This window comes from Rhizobium sp. RU35A, from assembly GCF_900156005.1.
Taxonomy (GTDB): Bacteria; Pseudomonadota; Alphaproteobacteria; order Rhizobiales; family Rhizobiaceae; genus Neorhizobium; species Neorhizobium straminoryzae.
Genome location: NZ_FTMR01000002.1, coordinates 720,191 through 737,864 on the forward strand (window position 1 = coordinate 720,191; position 17,674 = coordinate 737,864).

A 17,674-nucleotide genomic window follows, 5' to 3' on the forward strand; every position below is an offset into this window, starting at 1 on the left:
AAGATCCCGGCCTCGCCGCATCCAGCCGCAAGCGACCGTCCCCGTTCCCTCAGGGTAACGGGGCGGCTTCGTCCATGGCTGCGATCGGTTGTTCGCTGACGGTGGAAGGGACCGGCTTCGGCGCCTTGCCGAGGATCTGGCGTGCACCCTTTTTCGAGAATGGCTGCACCAGCTGGCCGATGAAATGCGGCGACACGCGCCCGGTGATACCGATATCGGTCGAGGGTTCGCGGGGCGGGTTGAAATAGGTGCCGAAGATCTGGTCCCAGAGCACGAGGTTTTCGCCGTAATTGGTGTTGCCCTCGGCAATCACCTTGGAATGGTGCCAGCGGTGCAGGCGCGGCGTGCTGAAGATGTAATCGAGAAGGCCGGTGTTGACCGCGATGTTGCAGTGGGTGAGCAGGCCGACAAAGGCCGTCACCGCGCCGATCCACAGGAAGACTGGCAGCGGCGCGCCGATCAGATAGAGCGGGATCTGGCTGAGCGCGATCTTGAATCCGGAATCGATGAAGTGGAAACGCCCGGTATTGACCACCCAAAGCCGGCTGACACTGTGATGCAGCGCGTGGAAGCGCCAGAGGAACAGGTTTTCATGAGCAATGCGGTGGGCGGCATAAAGGCCGAACTCGGCGACGATCAGTCCGAGCACGACCTGCAGCACCATCGGCGCATGCTGGGGCCACAGATCGAACTGCGGCTCGGTCAGCGGCTGCACGATGCTGGCTATACCCATCGGCAGCGAGGCGCCGATCGCAGCAAACACCTGCACCGCCCCCTTGCTCAGCAGCGTATGGGCGACATTGTTGAAGGTTTCGCCATCGGCCTGCAGCCATTCGTTCTCGTAGGGCATCAGGCGTTCAGCAAGCGCAATCAGCGCCACCACCGAGAGATAGACCACATTGAACCAGAAGAGCGGGCTGGAGGACTGGAACGCGAAATAGGTGCCGATCAGACCGCCGGCCAGGAAAGCCGGCCAAAAGGCACGGGCAGCGAAAGCATGAATCACGAGACGCCTCGATCCGGCTGTTGCCAATGCCGCCTGTATAGCCGCGGCGGGCGGGCGTCGTCTACCGGCTTGAGGGGGGCGAGACATAGTCCTGCAACCCTTCGACAAGGGCATCGAATGTGGCGCGGCAGCGTGGCGACGTCTTCAGGTCTTCGTGCATGGCCACCCAACTGGGGAGCGGATAGCGGACCTCTGGCAAGACACGCTGCAGCCGGGGCTCGCGTTCCGCCAGCCGTGTCTGACAAAAGCCGATGCCAGCGCCAGCACGGATGGCGGCAAGCTGGGCCAGATTGTTGTCGGTGCGGTAATGCCAGCCGATTTCCTCCACGGTGGAAAAGCCGGGATTAAGGCGCCGCATTTCGGCCGCCGCCATGCGCACGAAGGCCGTCTGCCGGTCGAACCCGATCATGCGGTGGAGGGAAAGGTCGGCAAACGTTTCCGGCGTTCCCGCCTGCGTCAGGTAGTCGGGATGCGCGTAAAGACCGAGTTCGATCTCGCCGATGGAGCGCACCACCAGTGCATCCTGCACGGGCCGTGTCATGCGCACGGCCACATCCGCCTCCCGATGCAGAAGGTCCTCGACCTGATCGGAGAGCGACAATTCCACCACCAGACCGGGATGGGCGGCCTGCAGGCGGACCAGGATCGGCGGAAGCACCTCCACCCCGATGACATCGCTTGCCGTGATACGCACCACCCCTTCCACGCGCTCCGTGGCGCCGGAGACCTGTCGCAGAAGAGCGGCGGCGGTCGTTGCGAGACTTTCCGCGTAGGGGCGGATTTCAAGCGCCGCATCCGTCGGCATCAGCCCATGCGGGGAGCGGGTAAACAGCGTGCGGCGCAGCAGCCGTTCCAGTTCATCCACGTGGCGGCCGGCCGTCGGCTGGGTCAGCCCCAGGTCCCGCGCGGCGCCCGACAGCGAGCCTGTGCGGCAGACGGCAAGAAAGGTGCGGTAGAGGCTCCAGTCGGGGTCATTCATTTTTGAATGATTGCTCCACATGTTTCGGCAATTTTGTATAGCGCCGTTTGCGCGGATACTCCAGCCATCGAAACACAAGGCACAAGACAAGGAGTTGCCGCCATGCAGAACCAGATCGCATTGTCCCAGACCGAACAGCCGCTGGCACTGGTGCTCGGCGCCACCGGCGGCATTGGTGGCGCGGTGGCCCGCCGTCTGCTGCAGGAGGGCTGGCGCATCCGCGCCCTGAACCGCAAGGCGGCGGAGGTTGCAGCCAGGGAACCCGCCTTCGACTGGAGACAGGGTGACGCCATGGATGCCGAAGCGGTGCGCTCTGCCGCGCAGGGCGCGCGCCTCATCGTTCATGCGGTCAATCCGCCCGGCTACCGCGACTGGGACAAGCTGGTGATGCCGATGCTGGAGAATACGATTGCCGCCGCTCGTGAAAACGGGGCGCGCATCCTGCTGCCCGGCACCGTCTACAATTATGGTCCCGACAGTTTTCCGCTGATTGCGGAAACAAGCCCGCAGAAGCCGCTGACGCGAAAGGGCACCATCCGTGTGCAGATGGAGCAGCGGCTGCAGGTTGCTGCGAAAGAGGGCGTGCCGGTGCTGATCGTTCGTGCCGGCGATTTCTTCGGCCCCGGGTCTGCCAACAGCTGGTTTGCGCAAGGCGTGGTCAAGCCGGGAAAGCCGCTGCGCTCGGTCGGCTTCGTTGCCCGCCCCGGCATCGGCCACCAGTGGGCCTATCTGCCCGATGTCGCCGAAACCATGGTGCGTCTGCTGTCGATGCCGGACCGGCTCGGTTCCTTCGAGACCTTCCACATGGACGGGGTGTGGGATCACAGCGGCGTGCAGATGGCCGAGGCCATCGAGCGGGTTGTCGGCCATCCGCTCTCGCATCGGCGCTTCCCCTGGTGGGCGGTGGTGCTGGCCAGCCCCTTCGTGCCGCTGTTCCGCGAGGTGCTGGAAATGCGCTATCTCTGGCAACGCCCGGTGCGGCTTTCCAATGCAAAGCTGCGTGCCTTTCTCGGGGCCGAGCCGCAGACTCCGCTCGATGATGCCCTTCGCACCACCCTGCGCGACCTTGGATGCCTTCCGGATGAGACCCATGGCAGGGCCGAGGGCCGGACGCGTGCGGGCAAGCCCGTTGCCGGCCCGGTCTGAGGGCCGCCGGTTCCCGAAACATGAAGAGGCCCGCCTTGAGGGCGGGCCTCCGTGAGACAAATGTCAGGTCGGGTTTATTCGGCGGCGTCGAGTGCCGGATAATCCGTATAGCCTTCCGCGCCACCGCCATAGAGGGTCTGCGGATTGATGGTGTTCCAGGCCGCGCCATCGCGGATGCGGCGCACCAGATCCGGATTGGCGATAAACGGCTTGCCGAAGGAGACGAGGTCCGCCTTGCCGCTGGCCACGGCTTCGGCAGCACTCTCCGCCGTATAGCCGTTGTTCAACATCCAGGCGCCCCTGCCGCCGGCCGCAACATAGGCCTGCTTGAAGGCGTGGTAATCGAAGCGTGTGCCTTCGTACTGATGATCACGGGGACCGCCGGTGGCGCCCTCGATGACATGGATGAAGGCGAGGTTGCGGGTGGCGAGTGCTTCCACAACCGCATTGAACACGGCCTGCGGATTGCTGTCGCTGACATCATTGGCAGGCGTGGTGGGCGACAGGCGGATGCCCGTCCTGCCGGCGCCGATTTCCTGTGCGACGGCATCGACCACTTCGAGCGTCAGGCGGATGCGGTTCTCGATCGAGCCGCCATAGGCATCCTCGCGCTTGTTGGCGCCATCCTTCATGAACTGGTCGAGCAGATAGCCGTTGGCGGCGTGGATCTCGACGCCGTCAAAGCCGGCATCCACGGCACCGCGTGCAGCCTTGCGAAAATCCTCGACGATGCCCGGCAGTTCGGCAAGCTCCAGCGCCCGCGGCGTGGAGGTTTCGGCAAACCCGCCGGTGCCGTCTGCATTGATGATATAGGTCTTGGACTTGGCGGCAATCGCTGACGGGGCCACCGGCGCCTGGCCGTTCGGCTGCAGCGAGACATGCGAGACGCGGCCGACATGCCAGAGCTGGGCGACGATCCTGCCGCCGCGCGCATGCACGGTATCGGTGATCTTCTTCCAGCCCGCCAGCGCTTCCGGCAGATAGAGGCCGGGCACATCGGCATAACCCTGGCCCTGCTGCGTGATGGCGGTGCCTTCCGAGACGATCAGTCCTGCCGTGGCGCGCTGGTCGTAATAGACGACGTTGAGGTCGTTCGGGATCGCCTTCGGCGAGCGGTTGCGGGTGAGCGGGGCCATGACCACGCGATTTTTCAGCGAAAGATCGCCAAATGTGACCTCATCGAACAATGTCGGCATGGGATATCCTCTTTCTGGATGTCTTGGGAGTGAATGGGGAGTGAATGGGGAGGGGCGGGAGGACGGGTGAGGCAATGAAGCGCTCAGAGCGTCTCTCCCAAATGGGTCAGAAACTGGCGGATCATCTCCTCGTCACGCTGGTAGAAGGTCCACTGTCCGACCTTGGTGGTCTTGACCAGCCCTGCCTTTTCCAGCGTCGACAGATGCGCAGACACCGTCGACTGGGAGAGACCGCAGCGCTTCTCGAACTGGTTGGCGCAGATCCCCATGTCGAGCGGGTGCGCCTGGGAGGAAAAGTGGGCCTCGGGCTGCCGCATCCATTCGAGGAATTCCACGCGCGCCGGATGCGAGAGGGCTTTCAGGATTTCGGTCTTGTCCATGCTGCGATCCTTCGGAAACGGTCTTAAATCGCTTCTGAACGATATATGGATCGCGTTTTTCCGATTTAAAGGGGGTCGTGCTGCTAAGCAAAAAAAAGGCCCCGGAATGCCCGAGGCCTGAAGTGTGAAGGTTAAAAAACCTCCAGAGGGGAACAGCCGGCGCAGGGCAACGAGGGGATGTCGCCAGGACGCACCAGCTACCTTCAATATGGGTGGGATCATCTCGCGCGACAAGAGGCGCAGGCGGTTCTCTCAACGAATTTTGGGAGTTACGGGCAACAGGCCGTTAAAAAAAGAGGGCCACCGGATTGCTCCAGGGCCCTTATAAGTGTGAAGGTCAAAAAACCTCCAGAGGGGAACAGCTGCTGCGGTGGAACTGGGAGGAAAAGCCACCATGTGCATCAGCTGTGTGCGATATGGTGCTTTCTTGTGCAGTGAACAATGCATTTTTGTGCAACGCAGCCATGCGGATCGCGCAATGCTATGCGAAATAACTTTCTGCCGCTGCCCATCATGCAGGCCAAGCCCCCGAATTCGTTGACAAAACGCAGGTCTCACGGGCAGCGTAGGGTCGCTCAGAAATTCCAGTTGCGCGCCTTGGCCACGATGAAGTCGCGGAAAACCTTCAGCTTGGCTGCATTCTTCATCTCGTCCGGATAGCAGAAATAGGTATCGAAGGACGGAATGTCGGCATTGATGGCCAGCTGAATCAGCCCTGGATCGCGCCCGACGATGTAATCCGGCAGCACGGCGATGCCGATTCCGAGCAGGCAGGCCCGTTTGATCGAGGTCTGGCTGTTGATCTGCAGGTGCGGCAGGCGCGGATTATCGGAATTGCGCCCGGCATATTCCAGCCAGTTGACGTCGAGCAGATAGTTCGGCGCCGGCTCGCCGAAGGTGATGATGCGGTGGTTGTCGAGATCCTCGATCGTCTGCGGCTCGCCGAAGCGGTTGATGTAGGAGGGCGCCGCGTAGACGTGCATGTGCACGGTAAACAGCTTGCGCTGGATGAGGTCCGATTGCTGCGGCTGGCGCAGGCGGATCGCGCAATCCGCATGGCGCATGTTCACGTCCAGCTCCTCGTTGTCGAGGATCAGCTGGATCGACATTTCCGGATAGAGCTGCAGGAACTCCTGCACCTTGTCGGTCAGCCAGCCCTGGCCGAGACCGACCGTGGTGGTGACGCGCAGCTTGCCGCTCGGCTTCTCCGTCGTCTCCGTCAGCTGCACCTTGACGCTTTCGAGCTTCAGCAGCACGTCATGGGCGGTGCGATAGAGAAGCTCGCCCTGTTCCGTCAGGATGAGGCCGCGCGCATGGCGATGGAAGAGCTTGACGCCCACATCCTGTTCCAGCGCGCTGACCTGACGGCTGATGGCCGACTGGGACAGGTGGAGCTTGTCGGCTGCGTGGGTAAACGAGCCGGCCTCCGCCGCCGCGTGAAAAATGCGCAATTTGTCCCAGTCGAGTGGCACGCCCATTGTTACTCCGCTGCTTCGGCCACGGGCTGGATGCCCGCGAGATAGCGTTCCGCTTCAAGCGCTGCCATGCAGCCCATGCCGGCCGCGGTGATGGCCTGGCGGAAGGTGTCGTCGGTCACGTCGCCGGCGGCAAACACGCCGGGAATGTTCGTCGCCGTCGAATCCGGCGCCGTCCACATATAGCCATTGTCCTTCAGCCGGACCTGTCCCTTGAACAGTTCGGTTGCCGGCGCATGGCCGATTGCCACGAAGACGCCGTGGGTGGCGCGCTCGCTGATCTCGCCGGTCAGCGTGTTGCGCAGCTTCACGCCGTTGACCGACGGCGGCATCGGCGGCTTTGCCGGCTCGCCGGTGATCTCGGCCACTTCGCTGTTCCAGACGACCTCGACATTCGGGCGCTGGAACAGGCGCTCCTGCAGGATCTTTTCCGAACGGAAGCTGTCGCGGCGATGCACGACGGTCACCGATTTCGCGATATTGGAGAGATAGAGCGCTTCCTCGACGGCGGAATTTCCGCCGCCGACCACGATGACATCGCGGTTGCGATAGAAGAAGCCGTCGCAGGTGGCGCAGGCGGAGACGCCAAAGCCCTGGAAATGCTGCTCGCTCTCGATGCCGAGCCACTTGGCCTTGGCACCGGTTGCGATGATCAGCGTATCGGCGGTCCAGACCTGGCCGGAGTCGGTGCGGATGATGAAGGGGCGCTGCGCCAGCTGCACTTCGGTCACGAGATCGTTGACGATCTCCGCGCCCACATGCTTTGCCTGCTTCAGCATCTGGTCCATCAGCCAGGGACCCTGGATCGGATCGGCAAAGCCCGGATAGTTCTCCACATCGGTGGTGATCATCAGCTGACCGCCCTGTTCCATGCCGGCGATCAGCACCGGCTTCAGCATGGCGCGGGCGGCATAGATGGCGGCCGTATAACCGGCCGGGCCGGAGCCGATGATGAGAACGTGGGCATGGCGGGCAGACATTGCAGTTTTCCTTTCAGCTGGCATCGCGCGCGCGTGCAACTTGCCGTGCAGGCGCAAGCGTTCGACGCCTTTCACGCTCATTTATGAACGTTCCATGCGCCAATTCAAGGTCAGCACTGCGTCGAAGGCATGGCAGACCAAGTTACGCACAATAATGGTGCGCTATGGCGACATAATCTTGCGCGCAATCCTTGCGTTCGGGATTCCTTTGGCTAATAGCATGGCAAAAACCGACATGAGGTTTCCCGTGCTCAGAGCTGAACTCGACGCCATCGACATCAAGATCCTGCGCGAACTGCAGCGGGATGGCCGCATGACGAACGTGGAACTGGCCGAGCGCGTCGGCATTTCCGCGCCGCCCTGCCTGCGCCGCGTGCGCAAGCTGGAAGAGGCGGGCGTGATCGAGGGCTATGCCGCGATCCTCAACGGCCCGAAGCTCGGCTTCGACCTCGTTGCTTTCTGCCTGGTCGGTCTCAAGCATCAGTCGGAAGCCAATCTCAAGGCCTTCGCGGCGCTCGCCCAGAGCTGGCCGATCGTGCGCGAGGCCTGGATGGTTTCCGGCGACAGCGATTTCCTGCTGCGCTGCACGGCCGAAAACCTGACCAGCTTCCAGGACTTCGTGATCGAGGTGCTGGCCGCCAACGAACATGTCGATACCGTGCGCACCATGCTGACCATCCGCCAGGTGAAGAAGCTGGGGCTGGTGGAGGTGTGAGGGTTCAGGCGTCCCCCGCAAAGGGCACGCGCAGCGTGGTCGATTTGCTCAGGGGATTGAGCGGCGAGCCGGCCCAGGCGAAGGCGAACTGCGTACCAAGCCGCCGCCCTTCGCGCAGAACCTTTTGCGGCAGGGGGAGCTTCCGCTTCTTCTTCTCGATCGCCCAGGCGCGCTCGATCTCTCCGCCGAGACCCAGTTGCTGGCGGCGGACGAACTGGTCCTGAATGCACAGCGCCGGGATCGTCTGGTAGATGGTCAGTTCCGCGAACAGGGGGGCGACGGGATCAAAAATCTCGTGGTCGACGGCCCGGTCGATCCGCCGCACCACTGCCAGCAGACGCCGGGCGGCTGCCGGCGTCACGATATAGCCGGCGGCGCCGAGATGGGCGCTGCGGAGCCTGGCGAGCTGGATGCCGGGCGCAATCGCCTGCTGCCGGCGCGACACGGCAATCTTGCGGCCGGTGGTTTCGAATTTCACGAGATCGGCATCGGCGGGCAGCCAGGCGAGGTTCGCGAGCAGGGTTTCCGCACCCTTGGCCAGATGGATATCATCCTCGAAGACGATGCCGGGAACGCCCTCCGCCGCGATCAGCGACCAGGCCTCCCGCTGGCTGAGCAGGATGCCGATTTCGCCGGGGGACAGGATCAGGCTGCCATCGGCATGCCGGCCGGACCATTCGGCCAGCGTCTCCTGCGGCAGAGCCCTTCCGTCCACGGCGGGGATCCGCCGGAAGGGCAGGCCGCGCGCCTCGAGCAGCACCTGCATGCGGGCCATGCGTTCGGTGGCGCGGTCGAGATTGATCACGTAGATGGTCACGATGGCCTCATCCGGCGTCCAGCAGGTCCGCATAGACCTCGCCGATCGCTTTCGCTTCGCGCTCGATGGAAAAATGGGCGCGCATATGGGCGAGGGCGTGCGCGCCGTGCTCGCGGCAGAGCGTCTGGTCTGCAAGATAGGGGGTTATGCCATCGACAAAGCTGTCGAGCGAACCGCGCTCCACCATCCGGCCCGTCTCTCCGTCGAGGATCAGTTCGGCAAAGGCCCCGACATCGGCGGCAATCACCGGCACGGCGCTTGCCATGGCTTCGAGCGGGGTCAGCCCAAAGCCTTCCCAGCGTTGTGGCGCGACGAACAGATCGAGCGCCCGGTACCAGTCGTTGATATTGGTGTGCTCGCCGACAAAGAGGATGCGATCGCCAAGGCCGGCGGTCTTCACCTTCGCTTTCAGTTCATCCTCGAAGGCAACATGCTTGGCGGTGGCGCGCCCTGCGACCACCGCCACCCAGTCCGGATGGTCGGGCAAAAGCCGGATCATCGAATCCACGAAGAGATCGGTGCCCTTCTGATGGCGCACGCGGCCGAAGCAGCCGACATGGCGGCGGGCCGGATGGAGGCCGAGCGCCTGTTTCGCGGCCGCCTTGTCCCCGGCGGGCGAAAAGCGCTCGAGATCGATGCCGTGCAGGATGACGGTGCTCTCCCGCTCCAGATAGGACGCGGTTTTCTGGCAGACGGCGATTACCCGGTCCATTTTCGAGATCAGCCATTTCGTCCAGCCGGTATGCCTGCGCTGCGAGGCCGAGGTGAAGACGAGCTTCAGCGGCATGCGCAGCACATCGCGCAGCAGAATGCCGGGCAGCATCTCGATATTGCGCCGCGCATGCCAGACCCGGTAACGGCGTCCGGCGGGCGAACGCCACAGGCGCCACAGGTCGGCGGCAGACATCGACGGCAGATGCGAGGGCAGGCCCGGCCCGAAGGTTACGACCTTCTGGCCGAGGCTGTTTTGAACTGGCACCAGCTGGATGACGGTGGAGGTCACGCCCGACAGTCTTCGCTTGAAGTGCGGGGCGATGACCTCGACCTGTGCGAGATCGCGTGTCACAGGATCAGGGGCTCTCAGCCCCAGCTGACGGACAGCACTTCGTAGGCCTTGGAGCCGCCGGGTGCGTTCACTTCAATGCTGTCGCCCACTTCCTTGCCGATCAGCGCGCGCGCAATCGGTGAGGAGATGGAGATGCGGCCTTCCTTCACATCGGCTTCCTGGTCGCCGACGATCTGGTAGACCTTCTCTTCTTCGGTATCTTCATCCACGAGCTTGACCCGGGCGCCGAACTTGATCTTGGAGCCGGACATCTTGGTAAGGTCGATCACTTCGGCGCGCGCCGTCAGGTCTTCCAGCTCGGTGATGCGGCCTTCGTTGTGGCTCTGCGCTTCCTTGGCGGCATGGTACTCGGCATTTTCCGAAAGGTCGCCATGGGCGCGGGCTTCGGCAATGGCCTCGATGATGCGGGGACGTTCCTCCTGCTGGCGCCAGCGCAGTTCTTCCTGCAGCTTGGCGAATCCGGACGGCGTCATCGGTACCTTATCAACCATTTCTCTTTTCCTCAGTCTCATGGCCGCAACCGGCGGCCACAAAAAGAAACAGGTCCCGGAGGGATGCCCCGGAACCCTGTGAAAACCTGAACTTCGCGAATCATAGCAGAATCGTGACGCGAATTTCCAGAAAATTCGAAATAGGGCGCCGCCCAGCACGAGCAAGGTGGTCTGTCGCCGGGGTAACCGCATCTTGACGGAGACGACCAGAACGTATAGTGAACAAGCTAATGAAGAAGTCGCTGAAAGAACGTCTCGCCATTCTCTCGGATGCCGCCAAATACGATGCCTCCTGCGCATCGAGCGGCACGACGAAACGCCATTCCGCGGGCTTGGGCGGGCTGGGCTCGACGGAAGGATCAGGCATCTGCCATGCCTATGCGCCGGACGGGCGCTGTATCTCTCTCTTGAAGATCCTGCTCACCAATTTCTGCATCTATGACTGTGCCTATTGCATCAACCGATCCTCCTCGAATGTGGAGCGGGCGCGCTTTACGCCGGAAGAGGTGATCTGGCTGACGCTGGAATTCTACCGGCGCAATTATATCGAGGGCCTGTTTCTCTCCTCCGGCATCATCCGTTCCTCCGACCACACGATGGAGGAAATGGTACGCATTGCGCGCGAGCTGCGCACCACCCATAACTTCCGCGGCTACATTCATCTGAAGACCATTCCGGAAGCCTCGGCCGCGCTGATCGAGGAGGCGGGGCTTTATGCGGACCGCCTGTCGATCAATATCGAGCTTCCGACCGACAGCGGCATCGGGCGGTTCGCGCCGGAAAAGAAGCCGGCAAACATCCGTCGCGCCATGGGCGAATTGCGGCTGAAGATCGAGGATGCGGCCGAGCCTACGCTGCGCACGAAGAGGCGCCGTCATTTCGTACCGGCCGGGCAGAGCACGCAGATGATCGTCGGTGCCGATGGGGCAAACGACGCCACCATTCTCGGCACCAGTGCAAGGCTTTACGGCAGCTATGGCCTGAAGCGCGTCTATTACTCCGCCTTCAGTCCCATTCCGGATGCGTCCGCCAAGCTGCCTCTGGTCAAGCCGCCGCTGATGCGCGAGCACCGACTCTATCAGGCGGACTGGCTCTACCGCTTCTATGGCTTCGAGATCGGCGAGATCACGGCGGTGACCGCAGATGGCAATCTCGATCTCGACCTCGACCCGAAGCTCGCCTGGGCGTTGGCGCATCGCGAGCGCTTTCCGGTGGACGTGAACCGGGCAGGCAAGGAGCTGTTGCTGCGCGTGCCGGGTTTCGGCACAAAGACGGTCAATGCCATCCTGTCCTCGCGCCGTTTCCGTCGCATCCGGCTGGAGGATCTCGGTCGGCTCGGCGTGTCGTTGCGCAAGGTGCAGCCCTTCATCGTGGCCGAAGGCTGGACGCCGAACCGGCTGCTGGAGCGCTCCGATCTGAGGGACCTGTTTGCGCCGAAACCGGAACAGCTGGCGCTATTCTGATGCAGACGATCTTCCTGAAAGGGCGCGGCGAATTTGAGGAATGGCGCGATGCCGCGCGCCTGCTGCTGTTCAATGACATCGAACCGGGCGCGGTGGCCTGGCGGATCGCCGGGGAGGGCGGTGCGCTTTCCGGTTTCGCAGAACGGCAGGCTCTCGCATTGCCGGCGGAGCGAAGGGCGGTCACGGTGCCGCCGGCCTTCGTGGACCTGGCGGAAACCGTGATCTGCCATTCTGAGCCGGGGCGGTTCGATCTGCTCTATCGGCTGCTGTGGCGCCTTCGCGGCGACCGCCATCTGTTGCAGGTCGTCTCCGATCCGGATGTGATGGCGGCGCGCAGGCTGGAAAAATCGGTGCGGCGCGACAGCCACAAGATGAAGGCCTTCGTCCGCTTCAAGGAGGTGGCCTCCAGCGATCCGACCGGCCGCCGCCGCTCCTTCCTGGCCTGGTTCGAGCCCGATCATTTCATCGTAGCGCGGATGGCGCCCTTCTTCCGCCGCCGCTTCTTCGACATGGACTGGGTGATCGCGACGCCGAAGGGATCGGCCGCCTGGGATGGCGAGCAACTGACGGTGAGCGATGCCCCGGCCGACAAACCCGAGATCCGCGACGATGCGGACGATCTGTGGCGCATCTATTATGCCAACATCTTCAATCCGGCACGGCTGAAGGTGAAGGCGATGACCGCGGAAATGCCGCGGAAATACTGGAAGAACCTGCCGGAGGCCGAGCTTATTCCTGAACTCATCGCCAATGCAGAGGCGAAGGTGCGGGAAATGGCGGAAAGGGCCACCTCGCAGCCGCCGGCCTTCCATGCGCGCCTGCAGGCGCGGCAGGCGGAACGCGGGGCGGACGACATTGTGCCGGCGGGCTCATGGGAAGCGGTGCGCGAGGCGGCACGCGCCTGCACCCGCTGCCCCCTTCATTGCCACGCCACGCAGACCGTGTTCGGCGAGGGACCGAAGGATGCGCGCGTGATGGTGGTCGGCGAACAGCCCGGTGACCAAGAGGATCTTTCCGGACATCCCTTCGTCGGCCCGGCCGGCAGACTGTTCGATGCGGTTCTTTCCGAGATCGGCGTGAAGCGCGCCGCGCTTTACGTCACCAATGCGGTCAAGCACTTCAAGTACGAACCGCGCGGCAAGCGGCGCATCCACCAGAAGCCGAACGAAGCGGAGATTGCCCAATGCCGCTGGTGGCTGAAACAGGAGGTGGATCTGATCCGCCCCCGGTTGATCGTTGCCCTCGGCGCGACCGCCTATTTCTCGTTGACCGGAGAGCGGCGCCGTCTGTCAGACGTACGCGGCCAGATGCTCGGCATGACGGAGGGGCGCCGGCTGCTGGTCACGGTGCATCCGTCTTATCTGCTGCGCCTTCCCGATCCTCAGGCACGGCAGGCGGAAGATGCGCGGTTCCGTGAAGACCTTCTGCATGTGCTTGGTGCCGCGTCATGATTTTTTCGTAAACTCCACAGCGATAACGCAATCCTCCCGCTGTATTGATGTCCATTTGACTTGCCGCACGCAGAATTCCCTGAATTCTTAAGGTTGTATAATTTCGCAATACGCGCATAATTATTGCGCCCGGAGGTTGATTTAGAGGAGATCAATGTTCGGGAATTTACGTCACAGAAAATCGTACGCCATAGAAAAGGGAGGAAATTTCATGGCCATCGAAGGTGTTCAGAAAATGGGTCTGTTCCTGTTGCCGCTGCGCTCGGAGGGTGCGCCGGGGGCTCCGGTCAACACGCTCAGCCTGACGGTTTACACGCCGAAGAGCATCGTCACCGGGCATTCGGAAGTGACGCAGGCCGTCAATCCGCCGCTCGGCATCTCCTCGCATGTCACCGGTACCCTGATTTATGAAACCGTCATGGGGCCTGGCTCCAAGGTCCGCATCGACCTGACGGGCTGGCCGGAAATCTTCTGGCCTTCCAATGCCGGTGTCGGTCCGGTCATTCCGGAAAACTACTCGTCGATCATCCTTCTCGAACCGGATTTCTCGGGTGGCGAGATCATCTTCCAGTATCGGACCGCGCTGACCGGCGAATGGCATCAGGTGCGCCAGAAGGTCGTCCGCACCGCTGCCGGCCATGAAACGGTGAGCAAGGCCGCCTGACGTATGCTGAGTGCGTCGGGGCGATCGGGCGCGCGCGCAGACACGATGGTTCCGGCATATCCCGACCGTTCTTGATGCCGCTTCGTGCCGTTGAAGACGGCCCAGGCGGCTGACGGCGGCCGACGCGGGCCGGTGTGTCGGACACATCCCTGAAACGCGGAAGGGCGGCCTTGAGCCGCCCTTCGTCGTCTTTAATCTCTCCGGCTTCCCACGGGCAACTACCTGCGGCCGGACGGGCAAGCCCGATCAGAAATAGCTCTGCAGCGGGCGTACTTCCAGCTGGCCCTTGCGCAGGGCCTGGATCGCTTCCGCGGCCGCCATGGCGCCGGCCATGGTGGTGTAATAGGGCACCTTCTGCATCAGGGTTGCGCGACGCAGCGATTTGGAATCCGAAATCGCCTTGTTGCTGTCGGTGGTGTTGAAGACCAGCTGGACCTGGCGGTTGCGGATGGCATCCTCGATATGCGGGCGGCCTTCCAGAACCTTGTTGATCTTGGTGGCCTCGATGCCCTTTTCGCCGAGGAAGCGGGCCGTGCCGCCGGTGGCGAGCACGCGGAAGCCGTTTTCGACCAGAAGCTTGATGGCCGGCAATACGCGCTCCTTGTCCTCGTCACGCACGGAGACGAAGACGGTACCTTCGCGCGGCAGTTCGACGCCGGCGCCGAGCTGGCTCTTGGCGAAGGCCAGCGCGAAACTGGTGTCAAGGCCGATGACTTCGCCGGTCGAACGCATTTCAGGACCCAGCAGCGTATCGACGCCGGGGAAGCGCGCAAACGGGAAGACGGCTTCCTTGACGGCGATGTGCTTCAGATTGCGCGGATCAGGCTTTTCGCCATAGGCGGCAATCGCCGCGTCGAGCTTTTCACCAGCCATGATGCGGGCAGCGATCTTGGCAATCGGCGCGCCGATGGTCTTGGCCACGAAGGGCACCGTGCGCGAGGCGCGCGGGTTGACTTCGAGAACGTAGATCACGCCATCCTTGATGGCATATTGCACGTTCATCAGGCCGCCGACATGGAGCGCCTTGGCAAGCGCCGTCGTCTGGCGTTCCAGCTCGTCGACGATCTCCTTCGAAAGCGAACGCACCGGCAGCGAGCAGGCCGAGTCGCCCGAATGGATGCCGGCTTCCTCGATGTGCTCCATGATGCCGGAGACGAAGACGGTTTCCCCGTCGCACAGGGCATCGACATCCACCTCGACGGCATTGGTCAGGTAGCTGTCGAACAGCAGCGGATTCTTGCCGAGCAGGGTGTTGATCTGGCCGGTCTTGTCGTTCGGATAACGCTGCTTGATGTCTTCCGGCACCAGGCCCGGCACCGTATCCAGCAGGTAGCTCTGCAGCTGGCCTTCCGAATGGATGATCTGCATGGCGCGGCCGCCAAGCACGTAGGACGGGCGCACGACGAGCGGGAAGCCGATCTCGGATGCCACGAGGCGGGCCTGTTCGACCGAATAGGCGATGCCGTTGTTCGGCTGCGTCAGGTCGAGCTTCATCAGAAGCTTCTGGAAGCGGTCGCGGTCTTCGGCAAGATCGATCATGTCCGGCGCGGTGCCGAGGATCGGGATACCGTTCTTTTCCAGCGCCTCGGCGAGCTTCAGCGGGGTCTGGCCACCGAACTGCACGATGACGCCGACCACTTCACCCTTTTCCTGCTCGGCGCGCAGGATCTCGATCACGTCTTCGGCTGTCAGCGGCTCGAAATAGAGGCGGTCGGAGGTGTCGTAGTCGGTCGAGACGGTTTCCGGATTGCAGTTGACCATGATGGCTTCGAAGCCGGCATCCTTCAGTGCGAAGGCCGCATGGCAGCAGCAATAGTCGAACTCGATGCCCTGGCCGATGCGGTTCGGACCACCGCCGAGGATGACGACCTTCTTGCGGTCAGACACCAGCGCCTCGGAGCGGGCGAGGCCGACGAAGGGCGTCTCATAGGTCGAATACATGTAGGCCGTCGGCGAGGCGAATTCGGCGGCACAGGTGTCGATCCGCTTGAAGACGGGGCGAACGCCAAGGCCGTTGCGCAGTTCGGCCACTTCCTTCGGGCGCTTGCCGGTGAGGCTTGCCAGACGCGCATCGGAAAAGCCCATGGCCTTCAGCATGCGCAGGTTTTCCGCGTCCGTCGGCAGGCCATGCTCGCGGATGCGGGCTTCCATGTCGACGATCGCCTTGAACTGGGCGATGAACCAGGGATCGATCTTGCAGCCTTCATGCACCTCGGCTTCGGTCATGCCGAGACGCAGGGCCTGGGCCACCATGCGAAGGCGGTCCGGCGTCGGGGTGCCGATGGCGGCGCGGATCGCGTTCTTCGAGGCTTCGCCGGCTTCCATGCCGGGGATCTCGATCTCGTCGAGGCCGGTGAGGCCGGTTTCGAGGCCGCGCAGCGCCTTCTGCAGCGATTCGGCAAAGGTGCGGCCGATGGCCATCACTTCGCCGACCGACTTCATGGCGGTGGTCAGCGTCGGCTCTGCGCCCGGGAATTTTTCAAAGGCAAAGCGCGGGATCTTGGTGACGACGTAATCGATGGACGGCTCGAAGGAGGCCGGCGTCGCACCGCCGGTGATGTCGTTGTCCAGTTCGTCCAGCGTGTAGCCGATGGCAAGCTTGGCGGCGACCTTGGCAATCGGGAAGCCGGTCGCCTTGGAGGCGAGCGCCGAGGAGCGCGAGACGCGCGGGTTCATTTCGATGACGACAAGGCGGCCGTCGGCGGGGTTGACGGCGAACTGCACGTTCGAGCCGCCGGTTTCCACGCCGATCTCGCGCAGCACCGCAATCGATGCGTTGCGCATGATCTGGTATTCCTTGTCCGTCAGCGTCAGCGCCGGGGCAACCGTAATGGAATCGCCGGTGTGAACGCCCATCGGATCGATGTTCTCGATGGAGCAGATGATGATGCAGTTGTCCGCCTTGTCGCGGACCACTTCCATCTCATACTCCTTCCAGCCGAGCACCGATTCCTCGATCAGTACTTCGGTGGTCGGCGAGGCATCGAGACCGCCATTGACGATGTCGAAGAATTCCGAGCGGTTATAGGCAATGCCGCCGCCGGTGCCGCCGAGCGTAAACGAGGGGCGGATGATGGCCGGCAGGCCGACGTGATCGAGCGCCTGGGCGGCAATCGCCATGGCATGCGCCATGTAGCGCTGCTTGCGGTCGGTTTCGCCGAGGTTCCACTGGTTTTCAAGCGCATCGAGCGCCTTGTCGAGATCGTCGCCGGACAGGGTTTCGCGCAGCTTGGCGCGTTCGGCCTCATGCTTCTTGCGGTCGGCGTCCTTGATTTCGGTGGCATTCGCCAGCATCGAGCGCGGCGTTTCCAGGCCGATCTTGGCCATGGCCTCGCGGAACAAAGCGCGGTCCTCGGCCTTGTCGATGGCTTCCGGCTTCGCGCCGATCATCTCGACATTGTAGCGGTCGAGCACGCCCATGCGCTTCAGCGACAGCGCCGTGTTGAGTGCCGTCTGGCCGCCCATGGTCGGCAGCAGCGCGTCCGGGCGCTCCTTGGCGATGATCTTGGCCACCACTTCCGGGGTGATCGGCTCCACATAGGTGGCGTCCGCCAGGCCCGGATCGGTCATGATGGTGGCCGGGTTGGAGTTGACCAGGATGACCCGGTAACCCTCTTCCTTCAGCGCCTTGCAGGCCTGGGTGCCCGAATAGTCGAACTCGCAGGCCTGGCCGATGACGATTGGCCCCGCGCCAATGATAAGGATGGATTTGATATCTTGGCGCTTCGGCATCTCGTCTTTCCGCTTCTTCTTCCCTGCGCAAAAAGCCGGCCGGATGCAGAGGCATCGGTCGGGCACAGAGGTGTTCTTTTTCAGGCTAGAAGCGGCTTATAGGCAAATGTCCG

General features: G+C 63.0%; 15 protein-coding genes. 5 read left to right on the forward strand and 10 right to left on the reverse strand.

Features of this window, described 5'->3' with window-relative positions:
* Positions 1-49: 49 nt before the first annotated feature.
* Both F3H95_RS08025 and F3H95_RS08030 read right to left on the reverse strand, forming a co-directional pair.
* A complete protein-coding gene (locus F3H95_RS08025; RefSeq protein WP_244617915.1) occupies positions 50-1,006 on the reverse strand; it encodes a sterol desaturase family protein in 957 nt (318 codons plus the stop codon).
* A 61-nt stretch (positions 1,007-1,067) separates the two neighbouring features.
* On the reverse strand, positions 1,068-1,985 hold the full coding sequence (locus F3H95_RS08030; protein ID WP_149745500.1) for a LysR family transcriptional regulator: 918 nt from the start codon (positions 1,983-1,985) through the stop codon (positions 1,068-1,070).
* Between the two features lie 102 nt (positions 1,986-2,087).
* Here F3H95_RS08030 and F3H95_RS08035 point away from each other — a divergent pair, with 102 nt between their 5' ends.
* On the forward strand, positions 2,088-3,131 hold the full coding sequence (locus F3H95_RS08035) for an SDR family oxidoreductase (protein ID WP_149745501.1): 1,044 nt from the start codon (positions 2,088-2,090) through the stop codon (positions 3,129-3,131).
* A gap of 74 nt (positions 3,132-3,205) precedes the next feature.
* Here the strand turns inward: F3H95_RS08035 and F3H95_RS08040 are convergent, their stop codons facing one another.
* The 4 genes from F3H95_RS08040 to trxB all read right to left on the reverse strand — a co-directional run bounded on the left by F3H95_RS08040 (position 3,206) and on the right by trxB (position 7,162).
* Entirely contained in the window at positions 3,206-4,327 is a 1,122-nt protein-coding gene (locus F3H95_RS08040) for an alkene reductase (protein ID WP_149745502.1), read from the reverse strand.
* An 83-nt stretch (positions 4,328-4,410) separates the two neighbouring features.
* Positions 4,411-4,707, reverse strand: coding sequence for a metalloregulator ArsR/SmtB family transcription factor (locus F3H95_RS08045; RefSeq protein ID WP_143125782.1), 297 nt, complete (start codon positions 4,705-4,707; stop codon positions 4,411-4,413).
* A gap of 575 nt (positions 4,708-5,282) precedes the next feature.
* Positions 5,283-6,179 (reverse strand): LysR family transcriptional regulator VtlR, encoded by an 897-nt coding sequence (locus tag F3H95_RS08050; protein ID WP_342782392.1) that lies wholly within the window; start codon positions 6,177-6,179, stop codon positions 5,283-5,285.
* Positions 6,180-6,187: 8 nt separating this feature from the next.
* Entirely contained in the window at positions 6,188-7,162 is a 975-nt protein-coding gene (trxB, locus tag F3H95_RS08055) for a thioredoxin-disulfide reductase (RefSeq protein ID WP_149745503.1), read from the reverse strand.
* A gap of 247 nt (positions 7,163-7,409) precedes the next feature.
* On the opposite strand from trxB, the gene F3H95_RS08060 reads away from it, so the two are divergent.
* Positions 7,410-7,877: an Lrp/AsnC family transcriptional regulator gene (locus tag F3H95_RS08060; RefSeq protein WP_143125779.1), complete on the forward strand. Its 468-nt coding sequence runs from the start codon at positions 7,410-7,412 to the stop codon at positions 7,875-7,877.
* 4 nt (positions 7,878-7,881) lie between these two features.
* On the opposite strand, the gene F3H95_RS08065 is transcribed toward F3H95_RS08060, so the two are convergent.
* From F3H95_RS08065 to greA, 3 genes are read right to left on the reverse strand one after another with little or no spacing between them, the layout of a single operon-like run.
* Positions 7,882-8,694, reverse strand: a complete 813-nt coding sequence (locus tag F3H95_RS08065; RefSeq protein WP_188134320.1) for a glycosyltransferase family 25 protein — start codon at positions 8,692-8,694, stop codon at positions 7,882-7,884.
* A gap of 7 nt (positions 8,695-8,701) precedes the next feature.
* Positions 8,702-9,760: a glycosyltransferase family 4 protein gene (locus F3H95_RS08070; RefSeq protein ID WP_244617916.1), complete on the reverse strand. Its 1,059-nt coding sequence runs from the start codon at positions 9,758-9,760 to the stop codon at positions 8,702-8,704.
* Positions 9,761-9,774: 14 nt separating this feature from the next.
* Positions 9,775-10,251: a transcription elongation factor GreA gene (gene greA, locus F3H95_RS08075; RefSeq protein ID WP_143125776.1), complete on the reverse strand. Its 477-nt coding sequence runs from the start codon at positions 10,249-10,251 to the stop codon at positions 9,775-9,777.
* Positions 10,252-10,481: 230 nt separating this feature from the next.
* On the opposite strand from greA, the gene F3H95_RS08080 reads away from it, so the two are divergent.
* From F3H95_RS08080 to F3H95_RS08090, 3 genes are all read left to right on the forward strand, one after another.
* Positions 10,482-11,714 carry a putative DNA modification/repair radical SAM protein gene (locus F3H95_RS08080; RefSeq protein WP_149745631.1) on the forward strand — a complete coding sequence of 411 codons (1,233 nt, stop codon included), beginning with the start codon at positions 10,482-10,484 and terminating at the stop codon, positions 11,712-11,714.
* On the forward strand, positions 11,714-13,165 hold the full coding sequence (locus F3H95_RS08085) for a UdgX family uracil-DNA binding protein (protein WP_149745506.1): 1,452 nt from the start codon (positions 11,714-11,716) through the stop codon (positions 13,163-13,165). The genes F3H95_RS08080 and F3H95_RS08085 overlap by 1 nt, the downstream gene beginning before the upstream one ends.
* Before the next feature lie 211 nt (positions 13,166-13,376).
* Positions 13,377-13,829 carry a DUF1842 domain-containing protein gene (locus tag F3H95_RS08090; protein WP_185969853.1) on the forward strand — a complete coding sequence of 151 codons (453 nt, stop codon included), beginning with the start codon at positions 13,377-13,379 and terminating at the stop codon, positions 13,827-13,829.
* A gap of 246 nt (positions 13,830-14,075) precedes the next feature.
* Here the strand turns inward: F3H95_RS08090 and carB are convergent, their stop codons facing one another.
* On the reverse strand, positions 14,076-17,561 hold the full coding sequence (gene carB, locus F3H95_RS08095; RefSeq protein WP_143125773.1) for a carbamoyl-phosphate synthase large subunit: 3,486 nt from the start codon (positions 17,559-17,561) through the stop codon (positions 14,076-14,078).
* Between the last annotated feature and the right edge of the window lie 113 nt (positions 17,562-17,674).

Excerpts from the sequence above, each read along its gene's own strand:
- F3H95_RS08030 (WP_149745500.1), bottom strand. The coding sequence starts at position 1,985 with ATGAATGACCCCGACTGGAGCCTCTACCGCACCTTTCTTGCCGTCTGC.
- F3H95_RS08035 (WP_149745501.1), top strand. The coding sequence starts at position 2,088 with ATGCAGAACCAGATCGCATTGTCCCAGACCGAACAGCCGCTGGCACTG.
- F3H95_RS08040 (WP_149745502.1), bottom strand. The coding sequence starts at position 4,327 with ATGCCGACATTGTTCGATGAGGTCACATTTGGCGATCTTTCGCTGAAA.
- F3H95_RS08045 (WP_143125782.1), bottom strand. The coding sequence starts at position 4,707 with ATGGACAAGACCGAAATCCTGAAAGCCCTCTCGCATCCGGCGCGCGTG.
- trxB (WP_149745503.1), bottom strand. The coding sequence starts at position 7,162 with ATGTCTGCCCGCCATGCCCACGTTCTCATCATCGGCTCCGGCCCGGCC.
- greA (WP_143125776.1), bottom strand. The coding sequence starts at position 10,251 with ATGGTTGATAAGGTACCGATGACGCCGTCCGGATTCGCCAAGCTGCAG.
- F3H95_RS08080 (WP_149745631.1), top strand. The coding sequence starts at position 10,482 with ATGAAGAAGTCGCTGAAAGAACGTCTCGCCATTCTCTCGGATGCCGCC.
- F3H95_RS08085 (WP_149745506.1), top strand. The coding sequence starts at position 11,714 with ATGCAGACGATCTTCCTGAAAGGGCGCGGCGAATTTGAGGAATGGCGC.
- F3H95_RS08090 (WP_185969853.1), top strand. The coding sequence starts at position 13,377 with ATGGCCATCGAAGGTGTTCAGAAAATGGGTCTGTTCCTGTTGCCGCTG.
- carB (WP_143125773.1), bottom strand. The coding sequence starts at position 17,561 with ATGCCGAAGCGCCAAGATATCAAATCCATCCTTATCATTGGCGCGGGG.